The 26902-nt window shown below is 41.9% G+C and carries 26 protein-coding genes, 1 tRNA gene and 1 CRISPR repeat array; of the genes, 14 read left to right on the top strand and 13 right to left on the bottom strand.

The annotated features are described in order from the left end of the window. Positions 1-31: 31 nt before the first annotated feature. Entirely contained in the window at positions 32-1192 is a 1161-nt protein-coding gene (locus CDG61_RS10415) for an iron-containing alcohol dehydrogenase (protein WP_087550936.1), read from the bottom strand. 117 nt (positions 1193-1309) lie between these two features. Here CDG61_RS10415 and CDG61_RS10410 point away from each other — a divergent pair, with 117 nt between their 5' ends. From CDG61_RS10410 to CDG61_RS10395, 4 genes are read left to right on the top strand one after another with little or no spacing between them, the layout of a single operon-like run. Beyond that, a complete protein-coding gene (locus CDG61_RS10410; RefSeq protein ID WP_087550937.1) occupies positions 1310-1813 on the top strand; it encodes a low molecular weight protein-tyrosine-phosphatase in 504 nt (167 codons plus the stop codon). Positions 1814-1828: 15 nt separating this feature from the next. Then, entirely contained in the window at positions 1829-2875 is a 1047-nt protein-coding gene (murB, locus tag CDG61_RS10405) for a UDP-N-acetylmuramate dehydrogenase (RefSeq protein WP_087550938.1), read from the top strand. Between the two features lie 3 nt (positions 2876-2878). Continuing rightward, complete coding sequence (locus CDG61_RS10400; RefSeq protein WP_087551073.1) at positions 2879-4006, top strand: YdcF family protein; 1128 nt, start codon at positions 2879-2881, stop codon at positions 4004-4006. Beyond that, positions 4007-5050: an alpha/beta hydrolase gene (locus tag CDG61_RS10395; RefSeq protein WP_087512377.1), complete on the top strand. Its 1044-nt coding sequence runs from the start codon at positions 4007-4009 to the stop codon at positions 5048-5050. A gap of 71 nt (positions 5051-5121) precedes the next feature. Here CDG61_RS10395 and gloB read toward each other — a convergent pair whose 3' ends face one another. Then, positions 5122-5853, bottom strand: coding sequence for a hydroxyacylglutathione hydrolase (gene gloB / locus CDG61_RS10390; RefSeq protein WP_087550939.1), 732 nt, complete (start codon positions 5851-5853; stop codon positions 5122-5124). A gap of 129 nt (positions 5854-5982) precedes the next feature. Beyond that, positions 5983-7218: a pyridoxal phosphate-dependent aminotransferase gene (locus CDG61_RS10385; protein ID WP_087550940.1), complete on the bottom strand. Its 1236-nt coding sequence runs from the start codon at positions 7216-7218 to the stop codon at positions 5983-5985. A 151-nt stretch (positions 7219-7369) separates the two neighbouring features. Here CDG61_RS10385 and msrB point away from each other — a divergent pair, with 151 nt between their 5' ends. Genes msrB through CDG61_RS10370 form a run of 3 tightly spaced genes read left to right on the top strand, consistent with a single transcriptional unit; the run spans position 7370 to position 8765 of the window. Beyond that, complete coding sequence (gene msrB / locus CDG61_RS10380) at positions 7370-7789, top strand: peptide-methionine (R)-S-oxide reductase MsrB (protein WP_087512374.1); 420 nt, start codon at positions 7370-7372, stop codon at positions 7787-7789. Next, positions 7786-8268, top strand: a complete 483-nt coding sequence (locus CDG61_RS10375; RefSeq protein ID WP_087512373.1) for a glutathione peroxidase — start codon at positions 7786-7788, stop codon at positions 8266-8268. The genes msrB and CDG61_RS10375 overlap by 4 nt, the downstream gene beginning before the upstream one ends. A gap of 59 nt (positions 8269-8327) precedes the next feature. Next, positions 8328-8765 carry a hypothetical protein gene (locus tag CDG61_RS10370; RefSeq protein WP_087550941.1) on the top strand — a complete coding sequence of 146 codons (438 nt, stop codon included), beginning with the start codon at positions 8328-8330 and terminating at the stop codon, positions 8763-8765. Between the two features lie 81 nt (positions 8766-8846). On the opposite strand, the gene dapC is transcribed toward CDG61_RS10370, so the two are convergent. The 5 genes from dapC to CDG61_RS10345 all read right to left on the bottom strand — a co-directional run bounded on the left by dapC (position 8847) and on the right by CDG61_RS10345 (position 15385). After that, positions 8847-10016 carry a succinyldiaminopimelate transaminase gene (gene dapC / locus CDG61_RS10365; RefSeq protein WP_087550942.1) on the bottom strand — a complete coding sequence of 390 codons (1170 nt, stop codon included), beginning with the start codon at positions 10014-10016 and terminating at the stop codon, positions 8847-8849. A gap of 25 nt (positions 10017-10041) precedes the next feature. Next, positions 10042-12708 (bottom strand): [protein-PII] uridylyltransferase, encoded by a 2667-nt coding sequence (glnD, locus tag CDG61_RS10360; RefSeq protein WP_087550943.1) that lies wholly within the window; start codon positions 12706-12708, stop codon positions 10042-10044. A 28-nt stretch (positions 12709-12736) separates the two neighbouring features. Next, positions 12737-13951 carry a formate-dependent phosphoribosylglycinamide formyltransferase gene (gene purT / locus CDG61_RS10355; protein WP_171405600.1) on the bottom strand — a complete coding sequence of 405 codons (1215 nt, stop codon included), beginning with the start codon at positions 13949-13951 and terminating at the stop codon, positions 12737-12739. Between the two features lie 350 nt (positions 13952-14301). Beyond that, entirely contained in the window at positions 14302-14643 is a 342-nt protein-coding gene (gene ygaH, locus CDG61_RS10350; RefSeq protein ID WP_087512369.1) for an L-valine transporter subunit YgaH, read from the bottom strand. Between the two features lies 1 nt (position 14644). After that, positions 14645-15385, bottom strand: a complete 741-nt coding sequence (locus tag CDG61_RS10345) for an AzlC family ABC transporter permease (protein ID WP_087550945.1) — start codon at positions 15383-15385, stop codon at positions 14645-14647. Positions 15386-15488: 103 nt separating this feature from the next. Here CDG61_RS10345 and CDG61_RS10340 point away from each other — a divergent pair, with 103 nt between their 5' ends. Together CDG61_RS10340 and CDG61_RS17490 are read left to right on the top strand one after the other, a co-directional pair. Continuing rightward, positions 15489-15971 (top strand): hypothetical protein, encoded by a 483-nt coding sequence (locus CDG61_RS10340; RefSeq protein ID WP_087550946.1) that lies wholly within the window; start codon positions 15489-15491, stop codon positions 15969-15971. Between the two features lie 234 nt (positions 15972-16205). Next, positions 16206-16370 (top strand): hypothetical protein, encoded by a 165-nt coding sequence (locus CDG61_RS17490; RefSeq protein WP_171405599.1) that lies wholly within the window; start codon positions 16206-16208, stop codon positions 16368-16370. A 92-nt stretch (positions 16371-16462) separates the two neighbouring features. Here CDG61_RS17490 and CDG61_RS10335 read toward each other — a convergent pair whose 3' ends face one another. Next, positions 16463-17167, bottom strand: a complete 705-nt coding sequence (locus CDG61_RS10335) for a Crp/Fnr family transcriptional regulator (RefSeq protein ID WP_087550947.1) — start codon at positions 17165-17167, stop codon at positions 16463-16465. A 115-nt stretch (positions 17168-17282) separates the two neighbouring features. Here CDG61_RS10335 and CDG61_RS10330 point away from each other — a divergent pair, with 115 nt between their 5' ends. After that, positions 17283-17825, top strand: coding sequence for a DUF962 domain-containing protein (locus CDG61_RS10330; RefSeq protein WP_087550948.1), 543 nt, complete (start codon positions 17283-17285; stop codon positions 17823-17825). Between the two features lie 72 nt (positions 17826-17897). Here CDG61_RS10330 and ychF read toward each other — a convergent pair whose 3' ends face one another. Next, the gene (gene ychF / locus CDG61_RS10325) at positions 17898-18989 is read right to left on the bottom strand and encodes a redox-regulated ATPase YchF (RefSeq protein ID WP_087512364.1); all 1092 of its coding nucleotides are present in this window, start codon (positions 18987-18989) and stop codon (positions 17898-17900) included. 274 nt (positions 18990-19263) lie between these two features. On the opposite strand from ychF, the gene CDG61_RS10320 reads away from it, so the two are divergent. Then, a complete protein-coding gene (locus CDG61_RS10320) occupies positions 19264-20028 on the top strand; it encodes a glutathione S-transferase family protein (protein WP_087550949.1) in 765 nt (254 codons plus the stop codon). A gap of 222 nt (positions 20029-20250) precedes the next feature. Continuing rightward, positions 20251-20724 carry an Lrp/AsnC family transcriptional regulator gene (locus CDG61_RS10315; protein WP_087512413.1) on the top strand — a complete coding sequence of 158 codons (474 nt, stop codon included), beginning with the start codon at positions 20251-20253 and terminating at the stop codon, positions 20722-20724. 82 nt (positions 20725-20806) lie between these two features. Here CDG61_RS10315 and CDG61_RS10310 read toward each other — a convergent pair whose 3' ends face one another. The 3 genes from CDG61_RS10310 to CDG61_RS10300 form a co-directional block, all read right to left on the bottom strand. Beyond that, the gene (locus CDG61_RS10310) at positions 20807-21556 is read right to left on the bottom strand and encodes a YebC/PmpR family DNA-binding transcriptional regulator (protein WP_087550950.1); all 750 of its coding nucleotides are present in this window, start codon (positions 21554-21556) and stop codon (positions 20807-20809) included. 112 nt (positions 21557-21668) lie between these two features. After that, positions 21669-22232, bottom strand: coding sequence for a 1-acyl-sn-glycerol-3-phosphate acyltransferase (locus CDG61_RS10305; protein WP_087550951.1), 564 nt, complete (start codon positions 22230-22232; stop codon positions 21669-21671). A gap of 591 nt (positions 22233-22823) precedes the next feature. After that, positions 22824-22900 (bottom strand) — tRNA-Ile (locus CDG61_RS10300). Positions 22901-23454: 554 nt separating this feature from the next. Beyond that, positions 23455-25943: direct repeats of the CRISPR family, unit length 28 nt; unit sequence GTTCACTGCCATATAGGCAGCTTAGAAA. A gap of 289 nt (positions 25944-26232) precedes the next feature. Between CDG61_RS10300 and CDG61_RS10295 the strand changes: the two genes are divergently transcribed. Further along, positions 26233-26448, top strand: coding sequence for a cold-shock protein (locus CDG61_RS10295; RefSeq protein WP_087512360.1), 216 nt, complete (start codon positions 26233-26235; stop codon positions 26446-26448). A gap of 173 nt (positions 26449-26621) precedes the next feature. Further along, positions 26622-26849: a hypothetical protein gene (locus CDG61_RS10290; protein ID WP_087550952.1), complete on the top strand. Its 228-nt coding sequence runs from the start codon at positions 26622-26624 to the stop codon at positions 26847-26849. Positions 26850-26902: the final 53 nt, after the last annotated feature.

Raw genomic sequence — 26902 nt, 5'->3', positions numbered from 1 at the left:
TCAGTTAGTGAAGATGGCGGCATTCATGCTGTCAGGCATAAATTGCCTGATAAACTCTGTGAGCATCTGCCTGAGTCATGACTCTTGGATTGTTCTGTAACAGGCGGGTCTGGAGCATGGCATCCTCTGCCAGCTGATTCAGCATATTTTCAGGAACATCCAGTTCTTTGAGTTTCAGGGTTAAACCGCTTTTATCTAAATGATTCTGCATATGTCCAATAAACAGATCGCAGAGTCCATCTGTACTTCCTTTACTGAAAGGGTCAAGCCAGCTCATAAGTTCAGCGTACAGTGTTTTAGCTTCAGGAGCATTGAATTTCAGGACTTCGGTCAGTACCAGGGCATTGGTATGTCCATGTGAAAGATGAAAATGTCCACCCAGTGGGTAGGCGAGTGCATGAACTGCACCAACGGGTGCATTGGCAAATGCCTGACCTGCCAGCATGGAGCCAGTCAGCATATTTTGACGGGCTTCAACGTTATGACCATCTTCCAGTACCAGTGCTAAGTTTTTATTCAGTAATTTAAGTGCCTGCTTTGCCAGCATATCGGCATAAAAATTTTTCCTGACTTTAGATGTATAGGCTTCAATCGCATGAACCATGGCATCAATACCTGTAGCCGCTGTAATCTGTGCAGGCAATCCCAGGGTAAATTCGGCATCCAGGATTGTGGCATCTGCATACAGGACAGGGGAAACAATACCTGTTTTGGTTGTCTCACCTGTGGTAACGATTGAAATCGGTGTGACTTCAGAACCGGTTCCTGCTGTTGTCGGCACCAGTATTAATGCTAAACGAGGTTTTTTTGCATTATTGACACCATAAAGTTCAGTCAGGCTTTGCGATTGTTCAGGGTGGGCAAGGATCGCAATAATTTTAGCCACATCCATTGAGCTGCCACCACCAAAACCCAGAACCATATCGACTTTTTCGTCTTTGGCAAACTGTACAGCATTCAGCACTATGTGCTCAGCAGGATCTGCCTGTACATCTGAGTAAATGGCATATTCCAGTTTTAAATGCTCCAGCTGTTCAAGTATCGGTAAATGTAAGCCATGCTGGATCATGCCTGGGTCAGTGACCAGTAACAGTTTTCTGCAGTTGAACACGGGGAGTAAATTTTTCAGTTCCTGAATGGAACCAGGTCCTGAAATAATGTTCGAAACTGTCTGAAACTGAAAATGGCTCATACACTTATCCTTAATTTTTATACCAATGAAACATTATTGTTGTGATGCGATATAGGATTCATCCTGTAAATAACTTAACATAAGACACCTGAAAATAAACCAGCTTTGAGGTTGTTTATGCCATCCGATGCGCCGTACAGGGTTTTGTGTGTATGTCTCGGAAATATTTGCCGTTCACCAACGGCTGAGGTTGTACTCAGACACTTTTGCAATGAAAGTGGGCTGAATATTGAAATAGATTCAGCGGGAACGAGTAATTATCATCCTGGTAAAGCACCAGATTTACGCAGTCAGGAACATGCTTTAAAGCGTGGCTATCATCTGGCTGATCTGCGTGCAAGACAGTTGACAGTGGATGACTTCATTGATTTTGATCTGATTCTCGCTATGGATTATAACAATCTGGAAAATATTCAGACTTTAAAAAATCAGGCACAGCATCATTTTTCACACCAGGTTCTGGCGGAAATTGCCTTAATGAGTGAACATGACGGTGATTATCCAGAACAGGAACTGCCTGATCCATATTATGGCGGTGCAGAGGGTTTTGAACGGGTGCTGGATCAGTGTGAATCAAGTAGTCGTGCCTGGGTCGGTATATTTAAAAGCAGAAATGATTAACAGGATTGCACTGACATGAATATAGAAACAGATGTTCAGTTAAAAGCGTTTAATACACTGAGCCTGAATGCGGTTGCGGCCTATTACGTAGAAGTAAGCCATACTGAAGATTTACTTCAGGCACTGGCGTTTGCTCATCAGAAAAATCTGAATGTACTGATTCTGTCAGGTGGCAGTAATATGCTGTTGCCTGAAAGAATTGAAGCGCTGGTGGTGCATATGAGTATTGCCGGTATAGAACAGTTATCAGAAAGCCCTGAGACGGTTACACTGAAAATAGGTGCTGGTGAAAACTGGCATGACTTCGTGCTCTGGACGACAGAACATCATTTATTTGGATTGCAGAATCTTGCTCTGATTCCTGGGCGTGTCGGCGCTTCTCCTGTACAGAATATCGGTGCTTATGGTGTTGAAGCGGGTGAATTCATTGAATCTGTACAGGTTTATGACCGAAAGTTGAAAGCATTCAGCTCAATTCTGGCTAAAGACTGCAATTTTTCTTATAGACACAGTATTTTCAAGGATGAACCAGAGCGGTATATCATTACCCATGTTACGTTTAAATTATTGAAAAAGCCACAATTGAAATTAAACTATGGGGACTTGAAACAGGCGGTCGGTGATGATCTTACGGCTGAAAATTTACAGGAACAGGTGATTAAAATCCGTCAGAGTAAATTGCCTGATCCTGTTGAGTTTCCAAATGCAGGCAGTTTCTTTAAAAACCCTGTTGTTTCAGCGAGTGTTTTTGACCAGATTGCTGCAAATTTTCCGGGTTTGCCCCATTATCCTCAGCCCAATGCGCAGATTAAAATGGCAGCTGGATGGTTGATTGATCAGTCAGGATGGAAAGGCAGGCAGCTCGGTAAAGTCGGTATGTTTGAAAAGCAGGCACTGGTTCTTGTAAATTATGAGGATGCTGGGCTTTCAGATGTCAAGGCAACATATCATGCTGTTCAGTCCGCTGTGCATCAGAAATTTGGTGTTATGCTTGAACCTGAGCCAGTGCTGTTCAATGCGCTGGGACTGATTGTGCCACATGAGACATTTGAGCGGATATAAATGATGAAAAAGACCCATTTGATGATCAGACTGGTACAGATAGCCTCAGTGCTGTTTGTACTGTCTGGCTGTCTGATGGTTTTTATTTATACACCTTTTTATTCGCAGCTGGCAGTAAAGGCACTGAATACCTTTGTCCCTGTTGATGTCAATGAAGTTGCAGCTAAAAGTCAGAAAACTGCGGCATTAAGTGATCAGGAGAATCTGGAACCTGGCTCAGACTTGTGGATTGCACGTCAGGCTTATCTGAAAGTCATTGAAGATGAAATTCAGAGGGACAACCCTCAGGATCTGACGCTGATCCAGGCGCGTTATAAAGCCCTGCAGGCAATCATTCAACAGCAGCTTTCAGATGAAAAAAACAAGGAAGAAAAGCCACAGATTCCATTGGTGTCCAGTGAGTCTGCCTCAGAGGCTGTTGTCGAGCAGCCAGGACAGGCGGTAAGGGATCTGATGGATTTGGGCAGCAGTGAAAATAAAGCCTTGATGGAGCAGTATCTTAAATTTTTACGTAATCATGAAATTGAAGAAACCGAAGTTGCAGCACAGAGTGTCGATGCAGCGACTTACAAAGATATTCAGATGGTTCAGGGGCAGAATGAACAGAAAGGCAGTACTTCTGATGCTCCTTATGCCATTGTTGTTCTGGGCGGTGGTCTGACGCTTGATAAAAATGGTAAAGACATTGTGGTAAATAACTACACACGATTACGTCTTGAAAAAACCCTGGAAGTGGAAAAGCAGTATAAGCTTCCGATTGTTCTGAGTGGTGTTGAAGCACCATATATGCAGAAATGGCTTAAACAGCACAATGTTGATGCTAAACTTCTTGAAGACAGAAGTATGAACACCTGTGAAAACTCCAGATTCAGCTCATTACTTTTACAGAAAAAAGGTGGAGCACCGACGGTTTTGTTGATTACAGACCGTTATCATATGCCACGAACCCGTCGTTTGTTTGCACTGAATGGAATAGAAACGACACCTGTGGAAGCACCTATGCCGACAACATTAACAAAATGGCAACCTGCGGAACAGAATTATGATCACAGCCGCCGTGCAAATTATGAAGTCCTGGCGACCATACGTGATGTATTGCTGGGTTCCAGTGACTGTCGGGAGGTACCTTAATTGTCTGATATCCCGTTTTTAAATCCTGCTGTACTTAAACAGCTGAACTTACCTGTACCCAGCAGGGATACAACGCCACAGTTACTTGAGGTTCTGGATCTGAATCAAAAGTATGAACCGACTGTGGAAATTCAGGCATACAGAAAACTGTACGGTTTACATCTGCTTGAGTGTCTGCACTGGCAGGGTTATGTCCAGATGCCTTTATTTAAACTGCATGTTCAGGTGTTTACACCTGATTTCAGTCAGACTGAAAACCAGAAAAGTAAGGGAACTGTTTTTTTACTGCATGGATATCTTGAACACAGCGGTATTTATCAGCCGATTATCCGGGAAATTCTGGAGCAGGGTTTCAGTGTTCTGACTTATGACTTACCTGGGCATGGGCTCAGTGATGGCTCACCTGCAAATATTAAAGACTTTGATCATTATCAGCAGGTGCTGCATGCAGTTTATCAGCATGTGGAAAAGGCATCGCAGTTACCTAAACCCTGGCTGGGGATTGGTCAAAGTACAGGGGGCGCAATATGGATGCATCATTTACTTGAGTTTGCAGAAAAGCGTGAAAACCCTTATGTAGACAGAGTATTGCTGCTTTCACCATTAATCAGACCGGCAAAATCGGCATGGTGGCACAATTCTGTCGGCCTGGGCATTATCAGAAGAATTAAAAGTCAGGTACCAAGACATTTTAAGCGTAATAACCATAACCCGGAGTTTTTACGTTTTGTCCGTTTAAAAGATCCACTTCAACCCCGGATGATGGGAATGGACTGGATTCTGGCAATGTCCAGATGGATGCAGGAAATGGAAAACAGGCAGTCATGCCGTATACCTGTATGGCTTGCTCAGGGGGCACTGGATCAGACTGTGGACTGGCGTTATAACATTGAATTTATCCGCAGGAAATTCAGATTGCAGACCTTGTTAATGCTCGAAGAAGGTTCACATCAGCTGATTAATGAACGGGCTGATATACGGGCGGCTTTAACTGGACTGATTCCTGCATTTCTTCATGCACAGCGTTCCGGTGATTATTACTGAAACAGTTGTTTGAGCGATGGTATAAAAAACCCGATTCAGATTGAATCGGGTTTTTCTATATTCAGTATATTTTAAAAATTATCTTTTAATTCGCGCAGTTTCTGAAACTCATCAACACTTTCAACTCTCAGGAATGGGTTAGTTTCAAGTTCAGCCTCGATGGTGCTTGGCAGTGTGCATAGTCCAAGTAGTCTTTGATTTTCTACATGGGCAAACCGTTTCTGAATTTCTTTATTGTCCGGTTCGACATGCAGTGCAAATCTGGCATTGGATAAAGTGTATTCATGCGTACAGTAGACCTGAGTTCGGGGAGGTAAAGCTGCCAGCCGGTTCAGGGAGTGATACATCTGCTCGAAGGTACCTTCAAACACTCTGCCACAACCCATTGCAAATAAAGTATCACCGCAGAACAGCAGATCAAGCTCATCAATAAAATAGACGATATGCCCAAGTGTATGTCCAGGCACAGCTAAAATTTCAATATTCAGCCCCTGGAAACTGAAAGTGGAATGATCCATCAAAGGATGACTGATAAACGGTATTTTACTGAGTTCATCCCGTGGTCCATAAATGGCGATATTTTTTTGCTGTATCAGCTCAGGAACGCCCCCGGTGTGATCTTTATGCCAGTGTGTAATCCAGATCTGACTGAGTTCCAGCCCATGTTCGGTACAGTATGCTTCAACCAGTCCAGATTCAGTCGGGTCTACAGCAATGACCTGGCGTGAAGGGGTATGTTCGAGTAGCCATATGTAATTTTGAAGCTGATTTTTAACATCAATCATGTGAACTTTAAATGACATTGGCAATACTCCTGAAATAAATTCCTTGATCGATCAGCTTAACCTGGATGAGATGCAAGTGGTATAAGGTTTTAACCCTGAAAAGAAAAAGCCGTGAATTATTCACGGCTTTTGGTATCAAAAGTTGACTTAACGCAGTTTTGCCAGAAATCTGCTCAAACGGGTCAGGGCTTCACGTAATTCATTTTCTGCTGGCAGGAATACAACGCGGAAGTGATCCGGTGTTGGCCAGTTAAATCCAGTACCCTGTACCAGTAATACTTTTTCTGCACGCAGGAAATCGAGCATCAGCTTTTCATCATCCTGAACAGGATAGATTTCTGGATCAAGACGAGGGAAGCAGTACATTGCCCCTTCAGGTTTGACACAGCTGACGCCAGGGATATCATTCAGCATTTCCCATGCAATATTTCTTTGCTCATACAGACGACCGCCAGGACGGATCAGATCGTTGATGGACTGATATCCACCCAATGCTGTCTGAATCGCATACTGAGCCTGGTGGTTGGCACACAGACGCATTGAAGCCAGCATGTTCAGACCTTCAATATAATCCTCTGCACGGGACTTGTCGCCGGTAATCGCCATCCAGCCTGAGCGATATCCTGCAATACGGTATGCTTTGGACAGACCATTGAAGGAAATACATAACTGATCACCTGCAAGCGCAGCGACAGAAACATGTTCAATACCATCATAAACGATTTTGTCGTAAATCTCATCGGCAAACAGAATCAGGTCGTATTTTTTCGCTAAAGCAACAATCTGCTCCAGTACATGCCGTGGGTATACCGCACCAGTTGGGTTATTTGGATTGATGACCACAATACCGCGGGTACTTGGAGTGATTTTACTCTCCATGTCTGCAATATCAGGATACCAGAAGTTTTCTTCATCACATTTATAGTGAATGGCTGTACCGCCTGACAGATTGACTGCAGCTGTCCATAACGGATAGTCTGGCATAGGCACCAGCATTTCATCGCCATCATCCAGCAGCCCCTGCATTGCCATAACGATCAGTTCTGAAACACCGTTACCGACATAGACATCATTGACATGCAGATCCAGGATGCCTTTTTGCTGATAATACTGGCAGATTGCCTTACGTGCAGGAAAAATACCTTTTGAATCTGTATAACCGACGGCATTCGGCAGGTTTAAAGCAACATCATTAATGATTTCCTGAGGTGCTTCAAAGCCAAACGGGGCGGGGTTACCGATATTCAGTTTAATAATCTTATGTCCGGCCTCTTCCATTTCATTGGCCGCTTGTAACACAGGTCCGCGAATGTCGTAGCATACATGCTCGAGCTTGGAAGATTTTTTAATTTCGCGTGGCTTGGTGTTACTTAATGTGGACATAGCTCCATCCGGTTTTTGTCAGTGAAAAAAAATAATTACGCAAATAGCACAATCCATCTTTAAATATCGCTGGAAATTTAGAGCACTCCAGCGTAAATATGGATGTACTGAAGCATGACATTGAATGTCAAAGATTTAAAGGAGTTTAGTGATGGGAAAACTCAATAAAACGGAACGTGAATGGCAAAGAGAGTTATCACCAGATGAGTTTCGCATTACGCGTCAGAAGGGGACGGAGCCTGCTTTTACAGGTAAATACTGGAATACTAAACAGGAGGGGGTTTATGTATGCCGCTGTTGTGGCACGCCTTTATTTTCTTCGGAGACGAAGTATGACAGTGGGAGTGGCTGGCCCAGCTTTTTCAGACCGGTAAACAGCAGTGCGGTTGAAGAAAGCCAGGACAGCTCACATGGTATGGTCAGAACAGAAATTATTTGTCATCATTGCGATGCCCATCTTGGACATGTTTTCCATGATGGACCACAGCCGACGGGACTGCGTTATTGTGTCAACTCGGCATCATTAGAATTACAAACACAAGAAAAAAATGATGAGGAAACGTATCCATGACGAGCATTTATCAGTTTGAGGCTGAATTGTTGGATGGAAAAAATAAATCTTTTGCTGATTATGAAGGGAAAGTTTTATTGATAGTCAATACGGCGAGCAAGTGTGGTTTTACGCCGCAGTATGCAGGACTGGAGAAGCTGTATGAGCAGTACAAAGATCAGGGCTTTCTGGTATTAGGCTTTCCATGTGATCAGTTCGGTGGTCAGGAACCTGGTTCCAGTGAACAGATCGGTGCATTCTGTCAGAAAAACTATGGCGTGGATTTTCCGATGTTTGCCAAAGTGGATGTCAAAGGAGCAGAAGCACATGCACTGTTTCGCTATCTGACCAATAATTCTAAAGGTGTACTCGGCAATGGCATTAAGTGGAACTTTACCAAGTTCCTGATTGGGCGTGACGGTAAAGTGATTGATCGTTTTGCACCAACAACAAAGCCTGAGTCAATCGAGAGTGAGATTCAGAAAGCTTTGCAGGCTTAACTGATTCAGGCAGTTTATGCTTAAGCTGCCTGAAAACCCATGATGAATGGATTCTGATAATGAAAAATAAAATAGTATCTGCTTCATTCATGACACTAGTCTGTACTGCGGCGCAGGCTTCACCTCATGAATATAATAAATTATTGAAATCAATCAAAACTAAACAGCCAGAATACAGTTTAAAAAAGCAGGATTACACGGTTGATCCTATGCTGTTGAACAGAGAGTATTATGTCGGTTGGGTGGTGCGTCCAGCGTATAATCTGACACCTGCAGAAATGTCTCAGGCAATTTCACCTGTACGGGTCAGAATGACAGTCATTGCAGCCAAAGGAATTATTGCTGAAACAGAAATAATCAAAGGATCCGGTCAGCCGAAGATTGATGAAAAAATAAAAAGGGCACTGCTGCTGGCGAAGCTTGAACCGATTCCACGTGCAGACAGATATCTGACCTATCCACTGGTATATGACCTGGATATCAGAAATGCAGAATAATAATGGGACTCTCAGCAGATATAAAATGTGATAAAAAAGCCATTTTATACAGTCGATAAAATGGCTCCTGATGCAGTTTTCTCAGAGAATATTTTTCAGTCGCTGAACGACCTGTTCGCACTGTGCAATATCAGCAACTAAAGCCATGCGGACATGATTTTCACCAGGGTTACCCTGTGATGTTTCTCTGGACAGGTAACGACCAGGCAGAACTTTAATATGCGCCTGTTCCATCAGCCTTTTTGCAAATGTTTCATCGTTATCAACCTTAAGCCAGTAATAAAAACCTGCATCAGGTTTCTGTAATGGTAATAACGAGCCAAGTTCCTGCTGGAAAAGGTCAAATTTAGCACGGTAAAGTCTTCTGTTTTCTTCAACATGCGACTCATCATTCCAGGCGGCGATGGAAGCCAACTGATGCTGAACAGGCATTGCAGCACCATGATAAGTACGGTATTTCAGATAAGGTTTCATCAGTGCTGCATCGCCAGCGACGAAGCCAGAGCGCATACCCGGTAAGTTGGAGCGCTTCGACAGTGAATGGAACACCACACAGTTTTTATAGTAGTTACGACCCATTTCAGCACAGACTTCCAGTAAGCCGACTGGAGCCTGATCAAACCAGAGTTCCGAATAACATTCGTCTGAAGCAATGACAAAATTATACTGATCTGAAAGAGCAATCAGTTTTTTAAACTGTTCTTTGGACAGTACAGCACCTGTTGGGTTGCCAGGTGTGCAGACAAACAGCAGTGCGGTTTTTTCCCATACTTCGGCAGGAACAGCATCGAAGTCACCCAGATATCCATTTTCTTCAGTGCAGTTAATGAAGTAAGGTTTTGCACCGGAAAGCAGAGTTGCTCCTTCATATATCTGGTAAAAAGGATTTGGCATAACCACATAAGGTGCATCGTCACGATTGACCAGAGCCTGCACAAAAGAAAAAATTGCTTCACGAGTCCCTGATACTGGCAGGACATGATCTTCAGCACTGATGCTGTTCAGTTTAAAACGCTGACTTAACCAGTCTGCAATACTCTGTCTGAGTTCAGGTAGACCCTTACTGTTTGGATAGGTGGACAGGTGATGGAAATTGTCAATAATTGCCTGCTTTACAAACTCCGGTGCAGGATGTTTCGGTTCACCTATAGACAGCGGAATCAGTGGTAAATCTGCAGGTTTAACATCCTGAAAAAGTTTGCTCAGCTTTTCAAACGGATAAGGGTGCAATAATGACAAACTGGAGTTCATGTAATCGTTACCGATATATTTAGGGTTAATGTTGTCCACATACCTGACTGGAAGCTTCATCCAGTGCAGATTTCAGCAGTGCTGCAAAAGTTTCAGACTCGGCATCGGTCATCAGGACACCATCTTTCTTGGTGACAAAGAAGATATCTTCCGCCCGTTCGCCCAGAGTTGCAATTTTGGCTGAATGAATATCCAGCCCCTGCATCATAAATAATCCACCGACTTTCGCAAGCAGACCTGGATGGTCAAGTGTTGCAATTTCGACCATATTTTGCTGAAGTGCTTCATTTACAGTGATATCCACTGTATTTTCAATATCAAAATGGCGTAACTGACGTGGAATGCGTCGCTGCATAAGACCTGGGTATTTGTCTGAATGGCTCAGAGCATTTACCAGCGCCTCTGTGACCGTTTCTTCGCGCTGCGGATCAGTCAGCAGCGTGCCGAAACGGTCCAGTACAACATAAGTGTCCAGACTGAATGCTTTGACCGCAGTAATAATACGCGCATCCTGGACATCCAGGTTCATGCGGTCAAGAACAGCCACTGTGGTTGCAAACAGGTTTGGCTTGTCCTGAGTATAAATAAACAGCTGTACCGCATCCTGAGCATACTTGCGGTGTGCTCGCATCATCACCAAGGGGGCAGGGTTATCGCCATGCTGGAGAATGGCTCGGGTATGCCATGCAATTTCATCAGCAGACTCTTTCAGGAAATATTCATCACCGAGTTCCTGCCAGACTTTTTCTACATCGGCAAGGGAGAAATCATTGACCAGGAGTTCGCTGGCAGAAAATTTAGTATCCTCGATCAGCATCTGATAATCGACAGGACGCCCCAACCCAGAGCGGATCACATCGCGGGCATGGGTGTACAGCTGGCGCATGAGCGAAGCACGCCATGTATTCCACAGTTTAGGATTTGTGGCATTGATATCTGCAACTGTCAGTGTATACAGATAATCCAGGTGCTCCATGTCACCCATTTTTTCAGCAAAATCTTTGACGACATCAGGGTCTGAAATATCTTTTTTCTGAGAGGTAACGGACATGCTCAGGTGATTCTGAATCAGCCAGGCAACCAGGTTGCATTCGCGTTCTGTAAAACCATGCATCCTGCAGAACTCAATCGCATCTTCGGCACCAAGTTCACTGTGGTCTCCACCACGACCTTTTGCTATGTCGTGGAAAATAGCAGCCAGATAGACAATATCACGACGTGCAAGACGCTGGAAAACAGAACTGACAACAGGGAAATCTTTTGCAAACTCAGGTTCTTTAAAACGGTTCAGATTTCGGATCAGTAAAAGGGTGTGTGCATCGACGGTATAAATATGGAACAGGTCATACTGCATTAACCCCATGATCTGACCAAAAGCAGGAATATAGTTCCCCAGTACGCCATAGCGTTTCATTGCCACCAGTGTGTCATACAGACGGTGTGGCGAGCGGATGATCGCCATGAACATGGCCTGATGCGCAGGATTATTTCTGAAGCTCTGGTCAATACGTTTTGCTGCCAGGGTCAGCAGGCGAAGCGTTCTGGCTCGGATACCTTCAATTTCAGGACGGTTTGCCAACAGATAGAACAGTTCAAGAATGGCACTTGGGTTTTCAGAAAAAATCTTATGGTGATTGACTGCCAGTTTGCCATCCACCAGTTTGAAATTTTCATTGATTTCTTCAATTTTACGTTCGTAATCAGGCAGGCGTGGCGTAATGACAGATTCATTGAAATAGGCCAGCAGCATTTCGTTCAGGGTGGATACCTGTTGTGCCGTCCGGTAATAACGCTTCATGAACTGTTCAATTGGATAGTTCGGTGATTTACCTTCTTCTCTCTGATAGCCAAATTTTGCTGCTATTTCGCGCTGATAATCGAACAACAGACGGTTTTCATCACGTTTTGTCAGACGGTGAAGCTCATTACGGATTTCCCAGAGAAAACTTTCTGCTTCTTCGAGCACACCCAGTTCAAACTCAGAAATAAAGCCCAGATGAACCAGGTCATAAATACGGTTTACACGGAAATGTCTTTTTGCAATCCAGCCAATCTGGTTGATATCCCGGATACCTCCGGGTGCATTTTTGATGTCAGGCTCAAGGTTGCTTTCGGTATTATTATGCTGGGCATAGCGACGTGACTGTTCTTCCATTTTTGCATCATAGAAGGTTCTGTCCGTCCAGGTCTGAGAGACAATACGGCGTGGCCATCGAGCCAGGTGCTGACTGCCGATAATCAGACGTGCTTCAATCAGGGCAGTGGCGACGGTCAGATCATTGGTTGCTTCTTCTACACAGTGACGGATGGTGCGTACACTGATCCCAGGTTTAAAGTTTCCGACATCCCATAAAGAGGAAATAAAAGTTGAGATTAATTTTTCCTGTTCGGCTGTAATTTCATCTTCAGATAAAATCATGATGTCAACATCAGAATACGGCAACATTTCGCGACGACCATATCCACCTACAGCAAAAAGCCCCAGGTCGGTTGTCTCAAGTTCGGCATGCTGCCATAAAAATTTTAATGCTTCATCAATCAGAGCAGAACGGGTCTGGATAATTTCACGAATCGGCTGTCCATGCTCATAACTTTCCTGCAGTTGTTGCTCGACATCAGTTCGCCATTGATTGATCGCCTGAATGTCGTGAATACCTTTAACATAGTTATGTAATGGTGAAGTAATGATCATGAACAGTGGTCCGTATTATTTAAAAGTCTCAGTTCTGGTTCACAGTGACCTGATTCGCTGCCTGTTGTGCAAGCTCACGTGCCTGATCGGTTGTTTCAGCACGAGCTGTTGCGACACCCATACGGCGGCGTTTAAACCCTTCGGGTTTACCAAACAGACGTAGATCTGTATCTGGATTTGCTAAAGCAAGATTCAGACCAGAATACGAAAGATTTTCAGCATCTGCACCTGCATAAATAACAGCACTTGCAGCCACACTGTGACGGGCAGTATTGACAGGTAGACCTAAAATAGCCCGGGCATGCAGTTCAAATTCACTCTGAAACTGAGAAGCGAGTGTGACAAGTCCTGTATCATGAGGGCGGGGTGATACCTCACTAAACCATACTTTGTCTGCTTTGACAAACAGTTCAACCCCAAAAATACCGCAGCCACCCAATGCTGTGGTGACTTTGTTTGCAATCCTTTTTGACTCGTCCAGTGCAGCACTGGTCATTGCCTGAGGCTGCCAGCTTTCAACATAGTCACCTGAATCCTGACGGTGCCCGATTGGATCACAGTATGAAGTTTCGATTTCACCGGTTTCAGGATTTTTTGAGCGGACAGTCAGTAATGTGATTTCAAAATCAAAATCAATCTGTGATTCAACGATCACAGTGCCTTGATTTACACGACCGCCCGTTTGAGCATATTCCCATGCAGCATCAACTTCGGCATATTCTTTGACACGTGATTGCCCTTTACCTGAAGATGACATGACAGGTTTTACAAAGTTTGGATAACCGATGTCATCACAAGCAGCACGGAAACTTTCTAAAGTGCTGGCAAAACGATAGGCAGAAGTCGGGAGTCCAAGTTCTTCAGCAGCCAGGCGACGGATACCTTCACGGTTCATGGTCAGATTAACAGCCTTGGCTGAAGGAATGACTGTTGCAATGTTCTGTTCTTCAATTTCTGTCAGAACATGAGTGGCAATCGCTTCAATTTCGGGAACAATCAGATTGGGTTTAACTTTTTCGATTAAATTTTTTAATTCTGTAGGATCTGCCATATTCAAGGCATAAGAGAAATGAGCAACTTGCATGGCAGGTGCATCTTTATAACGGTCTGCTGCGTGAACTTCTACACCAAGCCGCTGTAGTGAAATCACCACTTCTTTACCGAGTTCTCCTGAACCTAACAGTAAAACTTTAAACGCAGAAGACTGTAGGGGAGTACCGATGGTCACGCTCATGAGAATCATCCATGCTTGATTTTATGGGGTTTTAAGCATATCAGAACTGAGACAGGTGTTAAGCCTTGTTTCACATAAAATCATCAATTTTGTCCAACAATTGAATAAACCTGTTTTTCATATATTATTCATTTTTATGTGTTTTATAGCTTGAGCTGTTAGGAGTGAGTTTAACCGAAAGCAAAATTATTTTTATTAAACACTCTCAAGAGTACTTTATTGTGAGCACTCTCAGAACTTTAAACTGTGATTTATACAGCCTCAAAACTGACGTGGTTACATTTTAAGGCTGAATCTGCGTGAATGATAAAAATCTGCGCAGATATTTTTGACTCATTTTGAGCCATTTGACTGATGTATCAGATTGGAAAATAGGTATAAACCAGTCCATAAGCCAGTGCAGCTGTTAAGGTCGCAAGAACAATACGCTTGAACTTAAAATACAATCCTGCAAGTACAATAAATCCAACCAGCATGGCGAAGCTTTTATCAGGTGTTTCAATCAAGGGTGGCAGTGTCGCAACAACCAGCATGGAGCTGATAGCAGCAATACCGATACTGCCCAATGCAACTTTAAGCCAGGTTGAACCGCGTGCTTGAGTGTTCTGCTGACTTTTCTGAATCACATAAAATGGACCGAAACGGGATGCAAAGTTTGCAATACCCACCAGTATACCCACCGCAATAATATGTAAATCCATCTCAAATACCTGTCTCATCATGCTGTTTTAAAACATAATGTTTAAATAATCCGGCAAAAATTCCAGAAGTGATGCCTATAAAAATAGCAGCTGACATATTAATGAAATAGCACGCCAAAGCAGAAACAATCAAAGATATGGCAACGACAAAGGTATGTTTTTTCTCAAAGGCAGCAAGTAAGAAACTTAAGAATAGTGCAGGAAGCAGGAAGTCTAAAGCAGCTTGTAGGAATTGAGGTAAATCACTGACCTGGTCTGCAAACAATCCCCCTAAAAATGAACCCAAAGCCCATGACAGCCAGCTGAACAAACTCAGACCAAGCATCCAGGATTCAGACCATTCCTGACGGCGTTGTGACAGTTTGATCATGCCCGCAGCAAAAACTTCGTCAGTCAGTCCCCATGACCAGATCGCGGTTTTCTTTAAATTTAAACGATCTTGAATCAGGTTCTGCAGGGCAGGACCATAAAGCAGATGGCGGATATCAAGTGCAATCACTGTGAGTGCGGTCATCCATATGGAAGTGCCACTGCCCAGCAGAGCTACGACCAGGAACTGACTTGCTCCTGCGTACATGGAGCAGGATAAAAACAGTGCTTCCCATGCGGTAAATCCAAATTGTGTAGCTGAGACACCAAATGCAAATGAAACAGGGAGATAAGTAAAAATAATAGCCTGACTGTCTTTAGCGCCTTGCCAGAAACCAGCCGGCTGCACAGAGGAAATTTTGTGTTCGGACACAACACACCTTAAGAGGAGAATTGAACAAAGGGTCAAATAAGATTGAGTATTGTACTCGAATTCACTAGCATATTACTCAAATGTTTGTCCAGGTAGCTCATAGATGCTGACGTTTAACTCAAAAAGTGTACTGTTTACATCATTGATTGGTGTAATTTTACTGTTGCAGGCATGCAGCAAGCCTGCGCAGGAACCTGCGGAACAGGTTGAAATTAAAGCGGCACCTAAGTTAAGCAATGACGCAACAACGTATGCGAATGAAGCATGGAAGTTCATCAATGAGGTGGATGCTGTTGTTTATGCAAAAAAAATCAATGAAATTGATGAGAAAGTACGTAAACCAGCCCGAAAACTGAGCACCGACTGGCGTATCAATGTCAAAATGACAGACTCTGTGACGGAAGGAAAGTATGCATTATGCAGAAAAGCGCTGACATCACTGGATACCTGGGCACGTGAAACTGTTGAAAATACAGGCTCAGTTGCACATAAACAGGCTGATTATGAGCGTGATAAAGCACAGTGCAAAGACGCAATTGCAAATCCGGCACTGGGTAATACTAAACCACACACCAATCTTTTTTAATCCGTCAAACCGATTTTAGGGATGAGCCACATATAGGAAACCACTGTCTTGTATGTGGCTTTTTGGGTTTGAATGAATGATTTACCTGTAAAACAGCCATAACGGATGGCTTTGTTATTGTTAAAAAATATAAATCAATAATAATAAAAAATATCATTATTTGATAAAATTCAATAAAAATGGCTTATAATTTGATTTATAGTGTGATTGATATTAAATATAGGAGTGATTTTTATGCTTTATAAAGTTTTATTATCTATAAGTCTTCTTGGTGCTTTTAGTGCATCAGCGCTGTACACAGAGTCTGCTGTGAATGTTCAGCCTGTTATTGCTCACAATGAAGTTGCACCATGTACCAATGGTTTTGATGATGTTGATGTGTGTAAGTTAATTTCCTGAAAACATATGCACTGACAGTGTGCAAAAATATAATGACTGTTTAGCTGTGGTGCATTGATGTGTATTTAAATCGTGCATTTTTATGTGAAGGTTCAGCTTTTTTCATAATGAGAATGCGCGATCTGATGCAATTCAGCAAAGTTGATAATTTCAATTTTTTTAAAAGCAATTCTGATGATGCCTTTTCTCTCCAGTTGCTGTAATTCCTGATTTATGGTCTGTCTTGAGCACATCAGCATCTGTGCCAGCTGTTCCTGACTGAAATGAATCTCTTTTTGCTCAATCTGAGCATGATTGCCATAACCCTGCAGTATAAATAACAGACGTTGCGCCAGACGCTGACTGATGGTCTGTGTCTGAATTGAAATCAGCTCAAGAAAAGCATGTCTCAGTTTCTGACTGGTTAATTGCGCGATATGAAACCAGAAGCCAGGATTCTGTTGTAAAAGTGTCTGAATCGCTGTATCCGACAGATAAAGGATTTCACATTTCTGGGTGGCTACAGCATTGTGTGAGCGGGGGAGTTTATCCACCAGTGAAATCTCGCCAAACCACATAATCGGTTCTACATAGGCCGCAACAGATTCATTGCCCTCTATATCTATATATCCCAGGCGTACAGAGCCTGTGAGTACGGCATAAATGCCATCAAACAGATTACCCATCTGAAAAATAGTCTGATCTTTTTCGTAGTGCTGAGTCACTGCATTTTTAAGAATATATTGCTGTAAGTTCAGATCCAGATTTGAAAACCATAGGTTGTTGCTCAGCTGGTCTGTATTGTTCTGACTAAACATAACTCTTTCCGGTGTCTGGCAGGTGGGCAGGCTGAATTGTCGTCTGGCTGACAACTTCACATATTCTTTTTTTGTATATTAAAGCCTACAGTGTAATGTAACAAGGACGATGAAAATGACAAAATTAGAAAAACTGTTAAGCCAGTATGCAGCTTATCATCTTGATCATAAAAATATTTATACACATTTTGTGGGTATTCCCATGATTGTATTTTCAATCATCTGCCTGACTGCCCGGGCTGGTGTCATGGTGTCTGGCTTTGAGTTAACACTTGCACTGCTGCTGATTGTACTGAGTGTGATTTATTATCTGAGTCTGGATCGGATTTTTGGTGTGATCATGCTGGTTCTTTTCTCAGTTGCATATCCGTTTGCTTATAAAATTGCACAATGGGAGACCGTTACATGGTTAAGTGCCAGTGTTGGTATCTTTGTCGTGGGGTGGGTGTTCCAGTTTGTGGGACATTATTATGAAAAGAAAAAACCTGCTTTTGTGGATGATCTGATCGGTCTGGCTATTGGTCCATTATTTGTGCTGGCTGAATTTGTCTTTTTGCTTGGATTCCGTAAAGATATTCAGCAGCGTATGCTGGTGGAAGCGCGAAAACAGCGTGCAGAAATGGATCTGAAAACGATGCATACAGCTTCAGGTCAGTAAATACAGTTCATAAGAAATTAAACAGAATTAGAAAAAAAGCCCGCAAAAGCGGGCTTTGTTTTTTAAACTGACTTATACGTTAAAACGGAAATGCAGAACATCACCATCCTGAACAACGTATGTTTTGCCTTCAAGACGCCATTTCCCAGCTTCTTTAGCACCATTTTCACCGTTGTACTGTACAAAGTCGTCGTAAGCAACACATTCAGCACGAATAAAGCCTTTTTCAAAGTCTGTGTGAATCACACCAGCTGCCTGAGGTGCAGTCGCTCCAACTTTAACAGTCCACGCACGTACTTCCTGAACACCAGCTGTGAAGTAAGTCTGTAAACCCAGCAGGCTGTAACCGGCACGAATCACGACATTCAGTCCAGGTTCTTCCATGCCCAGTGCTTCAAGAAATTCGGCACGGTCTTCATCTTCAAGCAGAGAAATTTCAGCTTCGATCTGGTTACACAGTGGAACAACAATGGCATTTTCTTCAGCAGCTAGTTTTTTCACAGCTTCCAAATGAGGGTTATTTTCAAAACCATCTTCAGCAACGTTTGCAATATACATGGTCGGTTTTAAAGTCATAAGACCAAAGCCACGGACTGCTTTACGTTCATCATCGTCCAGGTCAGCAGCGCGGGCTGGTTTGCCTTCATCCAGTAAAGGCTGAATTTTTTCCAGGACAGCTTTGGTAGCAATCGCTTCTTTATCACCACCTTTTGCAGCTTTAGTCAGACGCAGTAATGCTTTAGCAACAGTATCCAGATCAGCAAGAGCAAGTTCTGTATTGATGGTTGCGATATCATCAAGCGGGTCAATTTTACCATTTACATGAATGACGTTTTCATCTTCAAAGCAACGGACAACGTGTGCAATTGCATCAGTTTCGCGGATGTTTGCAAGAAACTGGTTACCTAAACCTTCACCTTTGGATGCGCCTGCAACCAGACCAGCAATATCCACAAATTCCATTGTGGTTGGAATCACACGCTGTGGTTTAACAATCTCAGTCAGTTTGTCTAAACGTGGATCAGGTACAGGTACAATGCCTGTGTTTGGTTCAATGGTACAGAATGGGAAATTTTCTGCAGCAATAGCAGCTTTAGTCAATGCATTGAAAAGTGTAGATTTACCAACGTTCGGCAGGCCGACAATACCGCAATTAAAACCCATGAAGTTACTCACACTGAATTATTTGAAAATTGTTGCTGATTCTACATCAAAGACACTGCAAAGTCAGGTCATACAGTGACAGTAAACTGTGCCGAAGATGAAATTTTAACGTATGGTCAGTTCAGTTGACTGGTATAACAGGAGTTTGTGCTGTCCATAAAAATGCAGTTTGATGTTCTGATTGAATTTTTGTAGCAAAAGTACATTGTTATTCAGCTCAGCTGTGACTAAAGTAGTGTCCGAGCTGAACTAAAAAAATAATGCTGGAGAGTTTATGCGGATATTGTATCAGTTTCCGTTATCCCATTTTTGTGAGAAAGCACGCTGGTTACTTGACTATAAAGAGCTGGATTTTGTTGCACAGAATTTAATTCCTGGCGTTCATCGTGCATTTGCACAGTTAAAGACAGGGCAGAACACGCTCCCGATTCTGAAAGATCAGGAAAAATGGATTTCAGATTCAACTCAGATAGCTTTATATCTGGATGAGCTGTATCCAGAACATACCTTGCTGAGGTCAGATCCTGAACTTCGTGAGAGCGCACTTGAAGTCAATGCGATTGCCACGGAACTTGGGCAGCATGTCCGTAGATGGGGGTTGTCACATGCCCTGTCAGATGGTGGCGAGTCGCTCGAAATTCTGATTGGAGAAAAAGGCTATCTGCGTCAGTTTGAAAAATATTCAAAACCTCTGATTAAAGCACTCATGGCGAAGGGCTATAAAGTCGATTCACAGAAAGTGATTCAGTCACGTGAAAAAATGGATATCCTGGTTGCAGAGCTGAATCAGAGACTGAACAACAATGGTGGCAGATATTTTGTCGGTGACCGACTGGGACTTGCCGATATAGCCGTGTGCTCCATGCTTGCTCCTTTACTTGAAATTGAAGGGACTCCCTGGGAAAAGGAACATGGTGAAAATCAGTCTGAAGAATTCAGAAGTTATAAGAACTTTCTTGCCGAGCTTCCACTTGGGCAGTATGTACAGCGCATTTATATGACGGAACGCAGAGCAAGAGTTGACTGGCGCGGTATTTAAACATTCAGGTTGATTAGTACAGGACTGATCAGCCGGTGTTTCCAGCAGTCCGCTCAAAACAGTCTGAGATTTTTGAATGAAATTACGTCATTTGTGCATTTTATAAAAAATATTTCCCCTTAAAATAAGGCTGGGTGAAATAAATAGACCTATAAACAGAAAAATGTGGTAAATGTAAATTATAAAAATATAGCTTTGCAGCTTAAACGTGGGAGTGTGGACATGGAACTGGACAGATACGATAAACAGATTCTTGAAATATTGACGCATGAAGACATCAATCTGAATGAGCTGTCGGAAAGGATCAGCCTGTCAGTCAGTTCTGTACATCGCCGGATTAAGCATCTGATTGAAACCAATGTCATGACGCATTTGAAGCGTGATATTAACTATGAAAAACTGGGGTTTAAGCTGCATGTTATTTTGCAGGTTTCACTGAGTAAGCACGACACCGATACATTTGCGAAGTTTCTTGAAGAACTGGAAAATATCCCTGAAGTGATCAATGCTTTTCTGGTGACAGGGCAGACAGCAGACTTTCTGGTTGAAGTTGTGGCTAAGGATATGGAAAATTACAGCGAAATTTTACTGAAACGCATCGGTAAGATTGAGCATGTGGTTGCTTTGCATTCAAGTTTTGTGATCAAAGAATATAATCATGTGTTTAACTGTACGGGCTTGCTCAGTAAAGTCTGAAACAGGGGCGGCAGTTGTGGTTTGATCTGTTCAATAAAAAAACGCGCATTCAGCGCGTTTTTTTATGAATTGACTGGACGTTTTAAGCTTCAAGCTCTGCCAGTACGGCATCTGAGAATTCAACGTTTGTATATACGTTCTGAACGTCATCCAGGTCTTCAAGCATATCAATCATTTTCATGATTTTTTTCGCCTGATCGATATCTGTGATTTCAGCTTTGGTCGATGGACTCATAACCACTTCAGCATTGTCAGATTTTAAACCTGCAGCAGTTAAAGCATCCTGTACCACACCAAAAGTTTCAGGTGTTGTAATGACCAGAATTTCGTCTTCATCAACTTCGATGTCTTCTGCCCCAGCTTCCAGAGCAATATCCATGATCTGATCTTCTAAAGATACATCTTCAAAAGTAATCTCACCACGTTTTGTAAATAAGAAAGAGACAGAACCATTGGTACCGAGGTTACCATCTGTTTTTGAGAAACAGTGACGGACATCCGGTACGGTACGGTTGAGGTTGTCCGTCATTGTTTCAACAATCACGGCAACACCACCTACACCATAACCTTCATAAGTGACTTCTTTTAAGTCATCGTTATCTTCACCGCCTGCACCACGCTGAATCGCACGGTTAATCACATCACGAGTCATATTGACAGAAAGTGCTTTTTCCACCACCGCACGTAAACGCGGGTTGCTAGCAGCATCTGGTCCGCCGAGTTTGGCAGCTGTTACAAGCTCACGAATGTATTTAGTAAAAACTTTACCGCGACTGGCATCTTGTTTTGCTTTGCGATGCTTAATATTGGCCCACTTGGAATGACCCGCCATGCGAAATTTGCTCCTTGTAGATTGGCTTTATGCCATATCAGATTGCTGCGATTCTACCATAAGCACTTTTTTATGAGAAAGTACCTGAATTTTAGAAATGCCGCATTTAGCATTATTTTTTGGTATCTGGAATAATAATGTCCAGTCCAGTATGTTCTTTATACAGTTTTTTCAGCAAAACCAGATCATGTTCCAGTTCAGTGGGATATATTTTTCCAAAAATTCCGCCTTTCTGTGTTCTGGAATTGGCATACATCAGCACAATAGGCACATTTGCCGCTTTTGCAATATGCCAGAAGCCAGTTCGGATCGGTTTTCTTGCTTCATCTTTTTTTGCCCGAGTTGCTTCAGGGGCTATCACCAGATTGAATTTCTCATTCTTTTCAAAATGCTCAACCATCTGAGAGACAATATCTTTACTGGAATTGCGGTCAACAGCAATTCCACCTATTGCTTCAAGTACAGGCTTGAAAGGTCCCTTGAACAGTTCCTTTTTAATCAGGGTATGAATTTTAATATCATAAATCTGGAACAGGGCTAATGATAAAACTGCATCCATCATGGATGTATGTTCAAAGCCAACAATGACCTGTTTGTTTTCCAGGACATTGGGTTCTACATGGTAGGACCAGCCTGAAAGTTTGAATGTGGCATTACCGATTAATTTTTTTAGCATTTGAATACTTTATACCTGACCTCAGGAAAGGTGCTACTTTCTGCCTGTTTTTTTATAACGTCAAGAGCAGTTGAGTGTGATGATGGAATATAATTATACAATTGTATTTTTAATGTTTGTGAAATGATGAGAATGAATCGATTTAATGTCTTAAAGGTCTGGTTGAAATATTTATAAAATATAAACTGATATAAACAAAGTATGATCAATCACCAAATTTTTCTGTTCAGGCTGAAAAATAACTATTAGACTTTTGTCCAGGGTGTGGTCGAATGGCTCAAAACTAAGTCAATTGTTTTAATGGGAAATAAGGGATATGACCTATTTTACGGCTTTTATAGTGGTGACTGGTATTTTTATCATTGTGATACTTTGGTCTTTACTGGAATTGCTTATGGAAAAGCGTAAGGAAAAGAAAGCAATGAACTTCAGAAGTGATTCTGTCTGAACAGGGAATACATTCCTGTTATCTGTAAGTCATGCATAGTTTAAAATGCTGACGGGTCGTTAAACCATATCTTAAAAGTCTTATCGGCTTGAAAATAAAAAACCACTCTGGATTTAATGTACCAAAGTGGTTTTTTTTGAATCTGGTGGGCCCAGACAGACTTGAACTGTCGACCAACGGATTATGAGTCCGCTGCTCTAACCAACTGAGCTATAGGCCCTGAATCAAGTTAACTGAACTATTATCAATTACTTGGAAAGGTGCAATACTATCTATGAATGCCGTTTTTATCAAGTATTTTCTTTGAATTGACCTGGAGTGGATCGTGGAAAATACAGCATATATTTTTAAGCACTGCGACCGCTAGAGATTTTATCTGGGTCATCACAAAGAGTAAAGCGAACAAAGCCATTTATTGATCAATTGGAACGGGTTGCTGCGATCTGATTTGCACAAAACTTCTGGCTTGATAATTGGTGGGTGGGATTGTAATTCTGCCGTTATTCAGCATCTGCTTAAGCATATAACAATGGCAGTAAAATTGGGCAGGCTTCAGCTCTGTTTTTAATATGGATGATTCAGGGTAATCAGGTATTATGAGTATCTAGTGAATAAGCCACTCAATAGGTTAGAAGATGATTTTAACCCAAAATATTTTGACTCATTAAAAACTAAATTTAATCAATAGTTTATAATTTTTATTTAAAATTGGGTTATTTCCTGATTTTGTGGTTAAACTATTGTTGTAAAATGATTTTAATCATATTTTTTTGTGTTCACTGCCATATAGGCAGCTTAGAAACTGTTAACTTTGCTATATCTCTACTTGACATTGTTCACTGCCATATAGGCAGCTTAGAAAAGTGATGCAAAGAATAGATCGAAAGTTCCGATGTTCACTGCCATATAGGCAGCTTAGAAATTATGAATATCAATGTAACCAGACACACCACCGTTCACTGCCATATAGGCAGCTTAGAAAATTACGTGATGACTACCGCCAAAGACTTAGCTGTTCACTGCCATATAGGCAGCTTAGAAAAATACAGTAGATAGCCTCAAGATTGTTTGTGAGTTCACTGCCATATAGGCAGCTTAGAAAAGTTGAAAATGAGCCACGGAAACACGGTGTGCGTTCACTGCCATATAGGCAGCTTAGAAAATCAAAACTTATATCAATATTATCTGAGTTGAGTTCACTGCCATATAGGCAGCTTAGAAAAAAGACGCGATGATCAGTCGCTAACCCTTACAGTTCACTGCCATATAGGCAGCTTAGAAAGAAGAACAGAAGCTCAGATTCTCAATGAATATGTTCACTGCCATATAGGCAGCTTAGAAAAATCACAAAACCCCAAGTCGAATACTTAATCAGTTCACTGCCATATAGGCAGCTTAGAAATGAATTTCACCGTATTTTTCAGTTAGATATTTGTTCACTGCCATATAGGCAGCTTAGAAATCTGGCCGAGTGCGGGGAGACTTTCGCGGAGTGTTCACTGCCATATAGGCAGCTTAGAAAAGTCGAAAGGTTTATGTGTTGTAGATCTAATTGTTCACTGCCATATAGGCAGCTTAGAAAAATGCCTTGCTTTCGATATCATCTGCAAAGTAGTTCACTGCCATATAGGCAGCTTAGAAAAACACTATAAGATTCATTGAAAAGCTGATTGAGTTCACTGCCATATAGGCAGCTTAGAAATTTAGCCTGACCGATTGCATTTCTCATCTGATGTTCACTGCCATATAGGCAGCTTAGAAAGTAAAGAAATTAAATGGGGTTGATATGTTCAAGTTCACTGCCATATAGGCAGCTTAGAAAAATAAAAGAAAGTGAACTTGTGCATATAATTCGTTCACTGCCATATAGGCAGCTTAGAAATCCGAACGAACCTGATCCGACTAAGCAATTCTGTTCACTGCCATATAGGCAGCTTAGAAAAGATTAAGAAAACTGTAATTACCCCAAAAACAGTTCACTGCCATATAGGCAGCTTAGAAATATTAAAGCTGCGGGCGGTTGGCGCGGTAAACGTTCACTGCCATATAGGCAGCTTAGAAATTAAAGCCCATAATTATTACCTGCAGTTATTAGTTCACTGCCATATAGGCAGCTTAGAAATGTCTAATAGTGTGCCTGACTCTCGAAAGTTTGTTCACTGCCATATAGGCAGCTTAGAAAACACATATGACAATATTTGTACTGAGCTTGAAGTTCACTGCCATATAGGCAGCTTAGAAATTCCCGCTTTATTCCAACTGGCACAGCCTCCGGTTCACTGCCATATAGGCAGCTTAGAAAATTGAGCTTGAATGAATGGATTTTAGGATTACGTTCACTGCCATATAGGCAGCTTAGAAAACGACAGTTAGACTTAGAGATGAAGAGGAAGAGTTCACTGCCATATAGGCAGCTTAGAAATGGCATATCTGAAGCAGACTGTAAAAAATGGCGTTCACTGCCATATAGGCAGCTTAGAAAAACTGCTGACTTTGCAGCTCCAAATGTAAGTTGTTCACTGCCATATAGGCAGCTTAGAAACGTTTCACAGACAAGTGTCAGGGTGTCTGCATGTTCACTGCCATATAGGCAGCTTAGAAATTCCCTCAATTTGAACTATTTGAATTTTAAATGTTCACTGCCATATAGGCAGCTTAGAAATGTTTGAGTGGTATTTACTGTTACTTTTGCAGGTTCACTGCCATATAGGCAGCTTAGAAACTCAAGGCATCAAAAATACTACTGGTAGCTTTGTTCACTGCCATATAGGCAGCTTAGAAAATGCCAGTATAGTGAGTCGGCACTGATTCAAAGTTCACTGCCATATAGGCAGCTTAGAAAATGCATGATTTTTTAGTAATTGACCATGAAATGTTCACTGCCATATAGGCAGCTTAGAAAATTTTTGGAGCATACATCACAAGCCCGTTTGAGTTCACTGCCATATAGGCAGCTTAGAAATTTACCACGGCGACCCTGCTGTGCCGTTGGTCGTTCACTGCCATATAGGCAGCTTAGAAATGTCAGTTCAAAATGCGTATCTACGGTATCTGTGTTCACTGCCATATAGGCAGCTTAGAAATTTTGAACACAGCCAAAAAGAGATACAGGATAGTTCACTGCCATATAGGCAGCTTTGAAACAGACTTCAGATACATCTACTAGACTTTCAAAGTTCACTGCCATATAGGCAGCTTAGAAAGGTCTGTGTTGGTATCGGTAGAAGTAAGACTGGTTCACTGCCATGTAGGCAGCTTGGTGATGAGTAGGATCGCGACACAGACTTCCTGTCCGATTCACTGCAATGTTCTAAATAAAGTACCATACGTGGTATGTGTATAAGCATAAGAAAAGTTGATTGTTTTTTGAAAATAGCGTAGTATTTGTCATTGGAAAAAGTTTTGTTTTGGTAAGTCTTTCTTAAGTATCGTGGTTTTAGTGATAATGCTTCGTTTTACAGATTCCAGTACCTTGCTTTATTATTTTCAAAGTTGTCATCAGTCATTTATAAAAAATGACTAATACTATTAAAAAACTACGTAGGATTTACTATGTCAAACTCAAATGTTGTTAAAGGTACTGTAAAGTGGTTCAACGAAACTAAAGGTTTCGGTTTCATTCAGCCAGAATCAGGTCCTGATGTTTTTGCTCATTTCAGTGAAATCACAGGTTCAGGTTTTAAAACTCTGACTGAAGGCCAGAAGGTTGAATTCAGCGTTGCTCAAGGTCAAAAAGGCCCTACAGCTGTAAATATTGTTGCTCTGTAAGTAATAATTTACCACTTTCATACTTGTAATGCCTTGTCTGTTCTCCTGTGGCAGGTGAACTGAAAGGCGACATGAATGATGTCTAATAAAGCACTATATAGTGCTTTATTAGTTTTAAAATTTAATTTTAGAGTTGTTTTACAGAAAGTGAACTCTAAAAAATAGGAAAAAAGTTGTTAAAAACAAATAATTTAATAGCCAGATCTAATAATGGCACTGAAATCGTTGTATCCTTAATTCCACTTATTAAAATGCAAAACACCTGTCAGGGTTCAAAAAAAATTGAAGTAGGTAAAAGAGTGCTGCTGCAGTCTGGAACAGTCGTTGATTTAAATCTCGATGGTCGTTCATTTTATACTTCGCTGCATCAACTTTTTAAGTTAAGTCAAAAAGTTATTTAGAAATCTGATTATCCAGTTTTTGAAAATAGAACCGCCTAAGGGCGGTTTTTGTC

It is taken from the genome of Acinetobacter sp. WCHAc010052 (assembly GCF_002165295.2).
Taxonomy (GTDB): domain Bacteria; phylum Pseudomonadota; class Gammaproteobacteria; order Pseudomonadales; family Moraxellaceae; genus Acinetobacter; species Acinetobacter chinensis.
This window is presented reverse-complemented; position numbering and strand designations above follow the sequence as displayed.

Excerpts from the sequence above, each read along its gene's own strand:
- CDG61_RS10375 (WP_087512373.1), top strand. The coding sequence starts at position 7,786 with ATGACGAGCATTTATCAGTTTGAGGCTGAATTGTTGGATGGAAAAAAT.
- CDG61_RS10320 (WP_087550949.1), top strand. The coding sequence starts at position 19,264 with ATGCGGATATTGTATCAGTTTCCGTTATCCCATTTTTGTGAGAAAGCA.
- CDG61_RS10315 (WP_087512413.1), top strand. The coding sequence starts at position 20,251 with ATGGAACTGGACAGATACGATAAACAGATTCTTGAAATATTGACGCAT.
- CDG61_RS10385 (WP_087550940.1), bottom strand. The coding sequence starts at position 7,218 with ATGTCCACATTAAGTAACACCAAGCCACGCGAAATTAAAAAATCTTCC.
- CDG61_RS10330 (WP_087550948.1), top strand. The coding sequence starts at position 17,283 with ATGACAAAATTAGAAAAACTGTTAAGCCAGTATGCAGCTTATCATCTT.
- CDG61_RS10305 (WP_087550951.1), bottom strand. The coding sequence starts at position 22,232 with ATGCTAAAAAAATTAATCGGTAATGCCACATTCAAACTTTCAGGCTGG.
- CDG61_RS10410 (WP_087550937.1), top strand. The coding sequence starts at position 1,310 with ATGCCATCCGATGCGCCGTACAGGGTTTTGTGTGTATGTCTCGGAAAT.
- gloB (WP_087550939.1), bottom strand. The coding sequence starts at position 5,853 with ATGTCATTTAAAGTTCACATGATTGATGTTAAAAATCAGCTTCAAAAT.
- ychF (WP_087512364.1), bottom strand. The coding sequence starts at position 18,989 with ATGGGTTTTAATTGCGGTATTGTCGGCCTGCCGAACGTTGGTAAATCT.
- CDG61_RS10340 (WP_087550946.1), top strand. The coding sequence starts at position 15,489 with ATGCTGACGTTTAACTCAAAAAGTGTACTGTTTACATCATTGATTGGT.
- purT (WP_171405600.1), bottom strand. The coding sequence starts at position 13,951 with ATGATTCTCATGAGCGTGACCATCGGTACTCCCCTACAGTCTTCTGCG.
- glnD (WP_087550943.1), bottom strand. The coding sequence starts at position 12,708 with ATGATCATTACTTCACCATTACATAACTATGTTAAAGGTATTCACGAC.
- ygaH (WP_087512369.1), bottom strand. The coding sequence starts at position 14,643 with ATGGATTTACATATTATTGCGGTGGGTATACTGGTGGGTATTGCAAAC.
- CDG61_RS10295 (WP_087512360.1), top strand. The coding sequence starts at position 26,233 with ATGTCAAACTCAAATGTTGTTAAAGGTACTGTAAAGTGGTTCAACGAA.
- CDG61_RS10400 (WP_087551073.1), top strand. The coding sequence starts at position 2,879 with ATGAAAAAGACCCATTTGATGATCAGACTGGTACAGATAGCCTCAGTG.
- dapC (WP_087550942.1), bottom strand. The coding sequence starts at position 10,016 with ATGAACTCCAGTTTGTCATTATTGCACCCTTATCCGTTTGAAAAGCTG.
- CDG61_RS17490 (WP_171405599.1), top strand. The coding sequence starts at position 16,206 with ATGCTTTATAAAGTTTTATTATCTATAAGTCTTCTTGGTGCTTTTAGT.
- CDG61_RS10370 (WP_087550941.1), top strand. The coding sequence starts at position 8,328 with ATGAAAAATAAAATAGTATCTGCTTCATTCATGACACTAGTCTGTACT.
- murB (WP_087550938.1), top strand. The coding sequence starts at position 1,829 with ATGAATATAGAAACAGATGTTCAGTTAAAAGCGTTTAATACACTGAGC.
- CDG61_RS10310 (WP_087550950.1), bottom strand. The coding sequence starts at position 21,556 with ATGGCGGGTCATTCCAAGTGGGCCAATATTAAGCATCGCAAAGCAAAA.
- msrB (WP_087512374.1), top strand. The coding sequence starts at position 7,370 with ATGGGAAAACTCAATAAAACGGAACGTGAATGGCAAAGAGAGTTATCA.
- CDG61_RS10335 (WP_087550947.1), bottom strand. The coding sequence starts at position 17,167 with ATGTTTAGTCAGAACAATACAGACCAGCTGAGCAACAACCTATGGTTT.
- CDG61_RS10415 (WP_087550936.1), bottom strand. The coding sequence starts at position 1,192 with ATGAGCCATTTTCAGTTTCAGACAGTTTCGAACATTATTTCAGGACCT.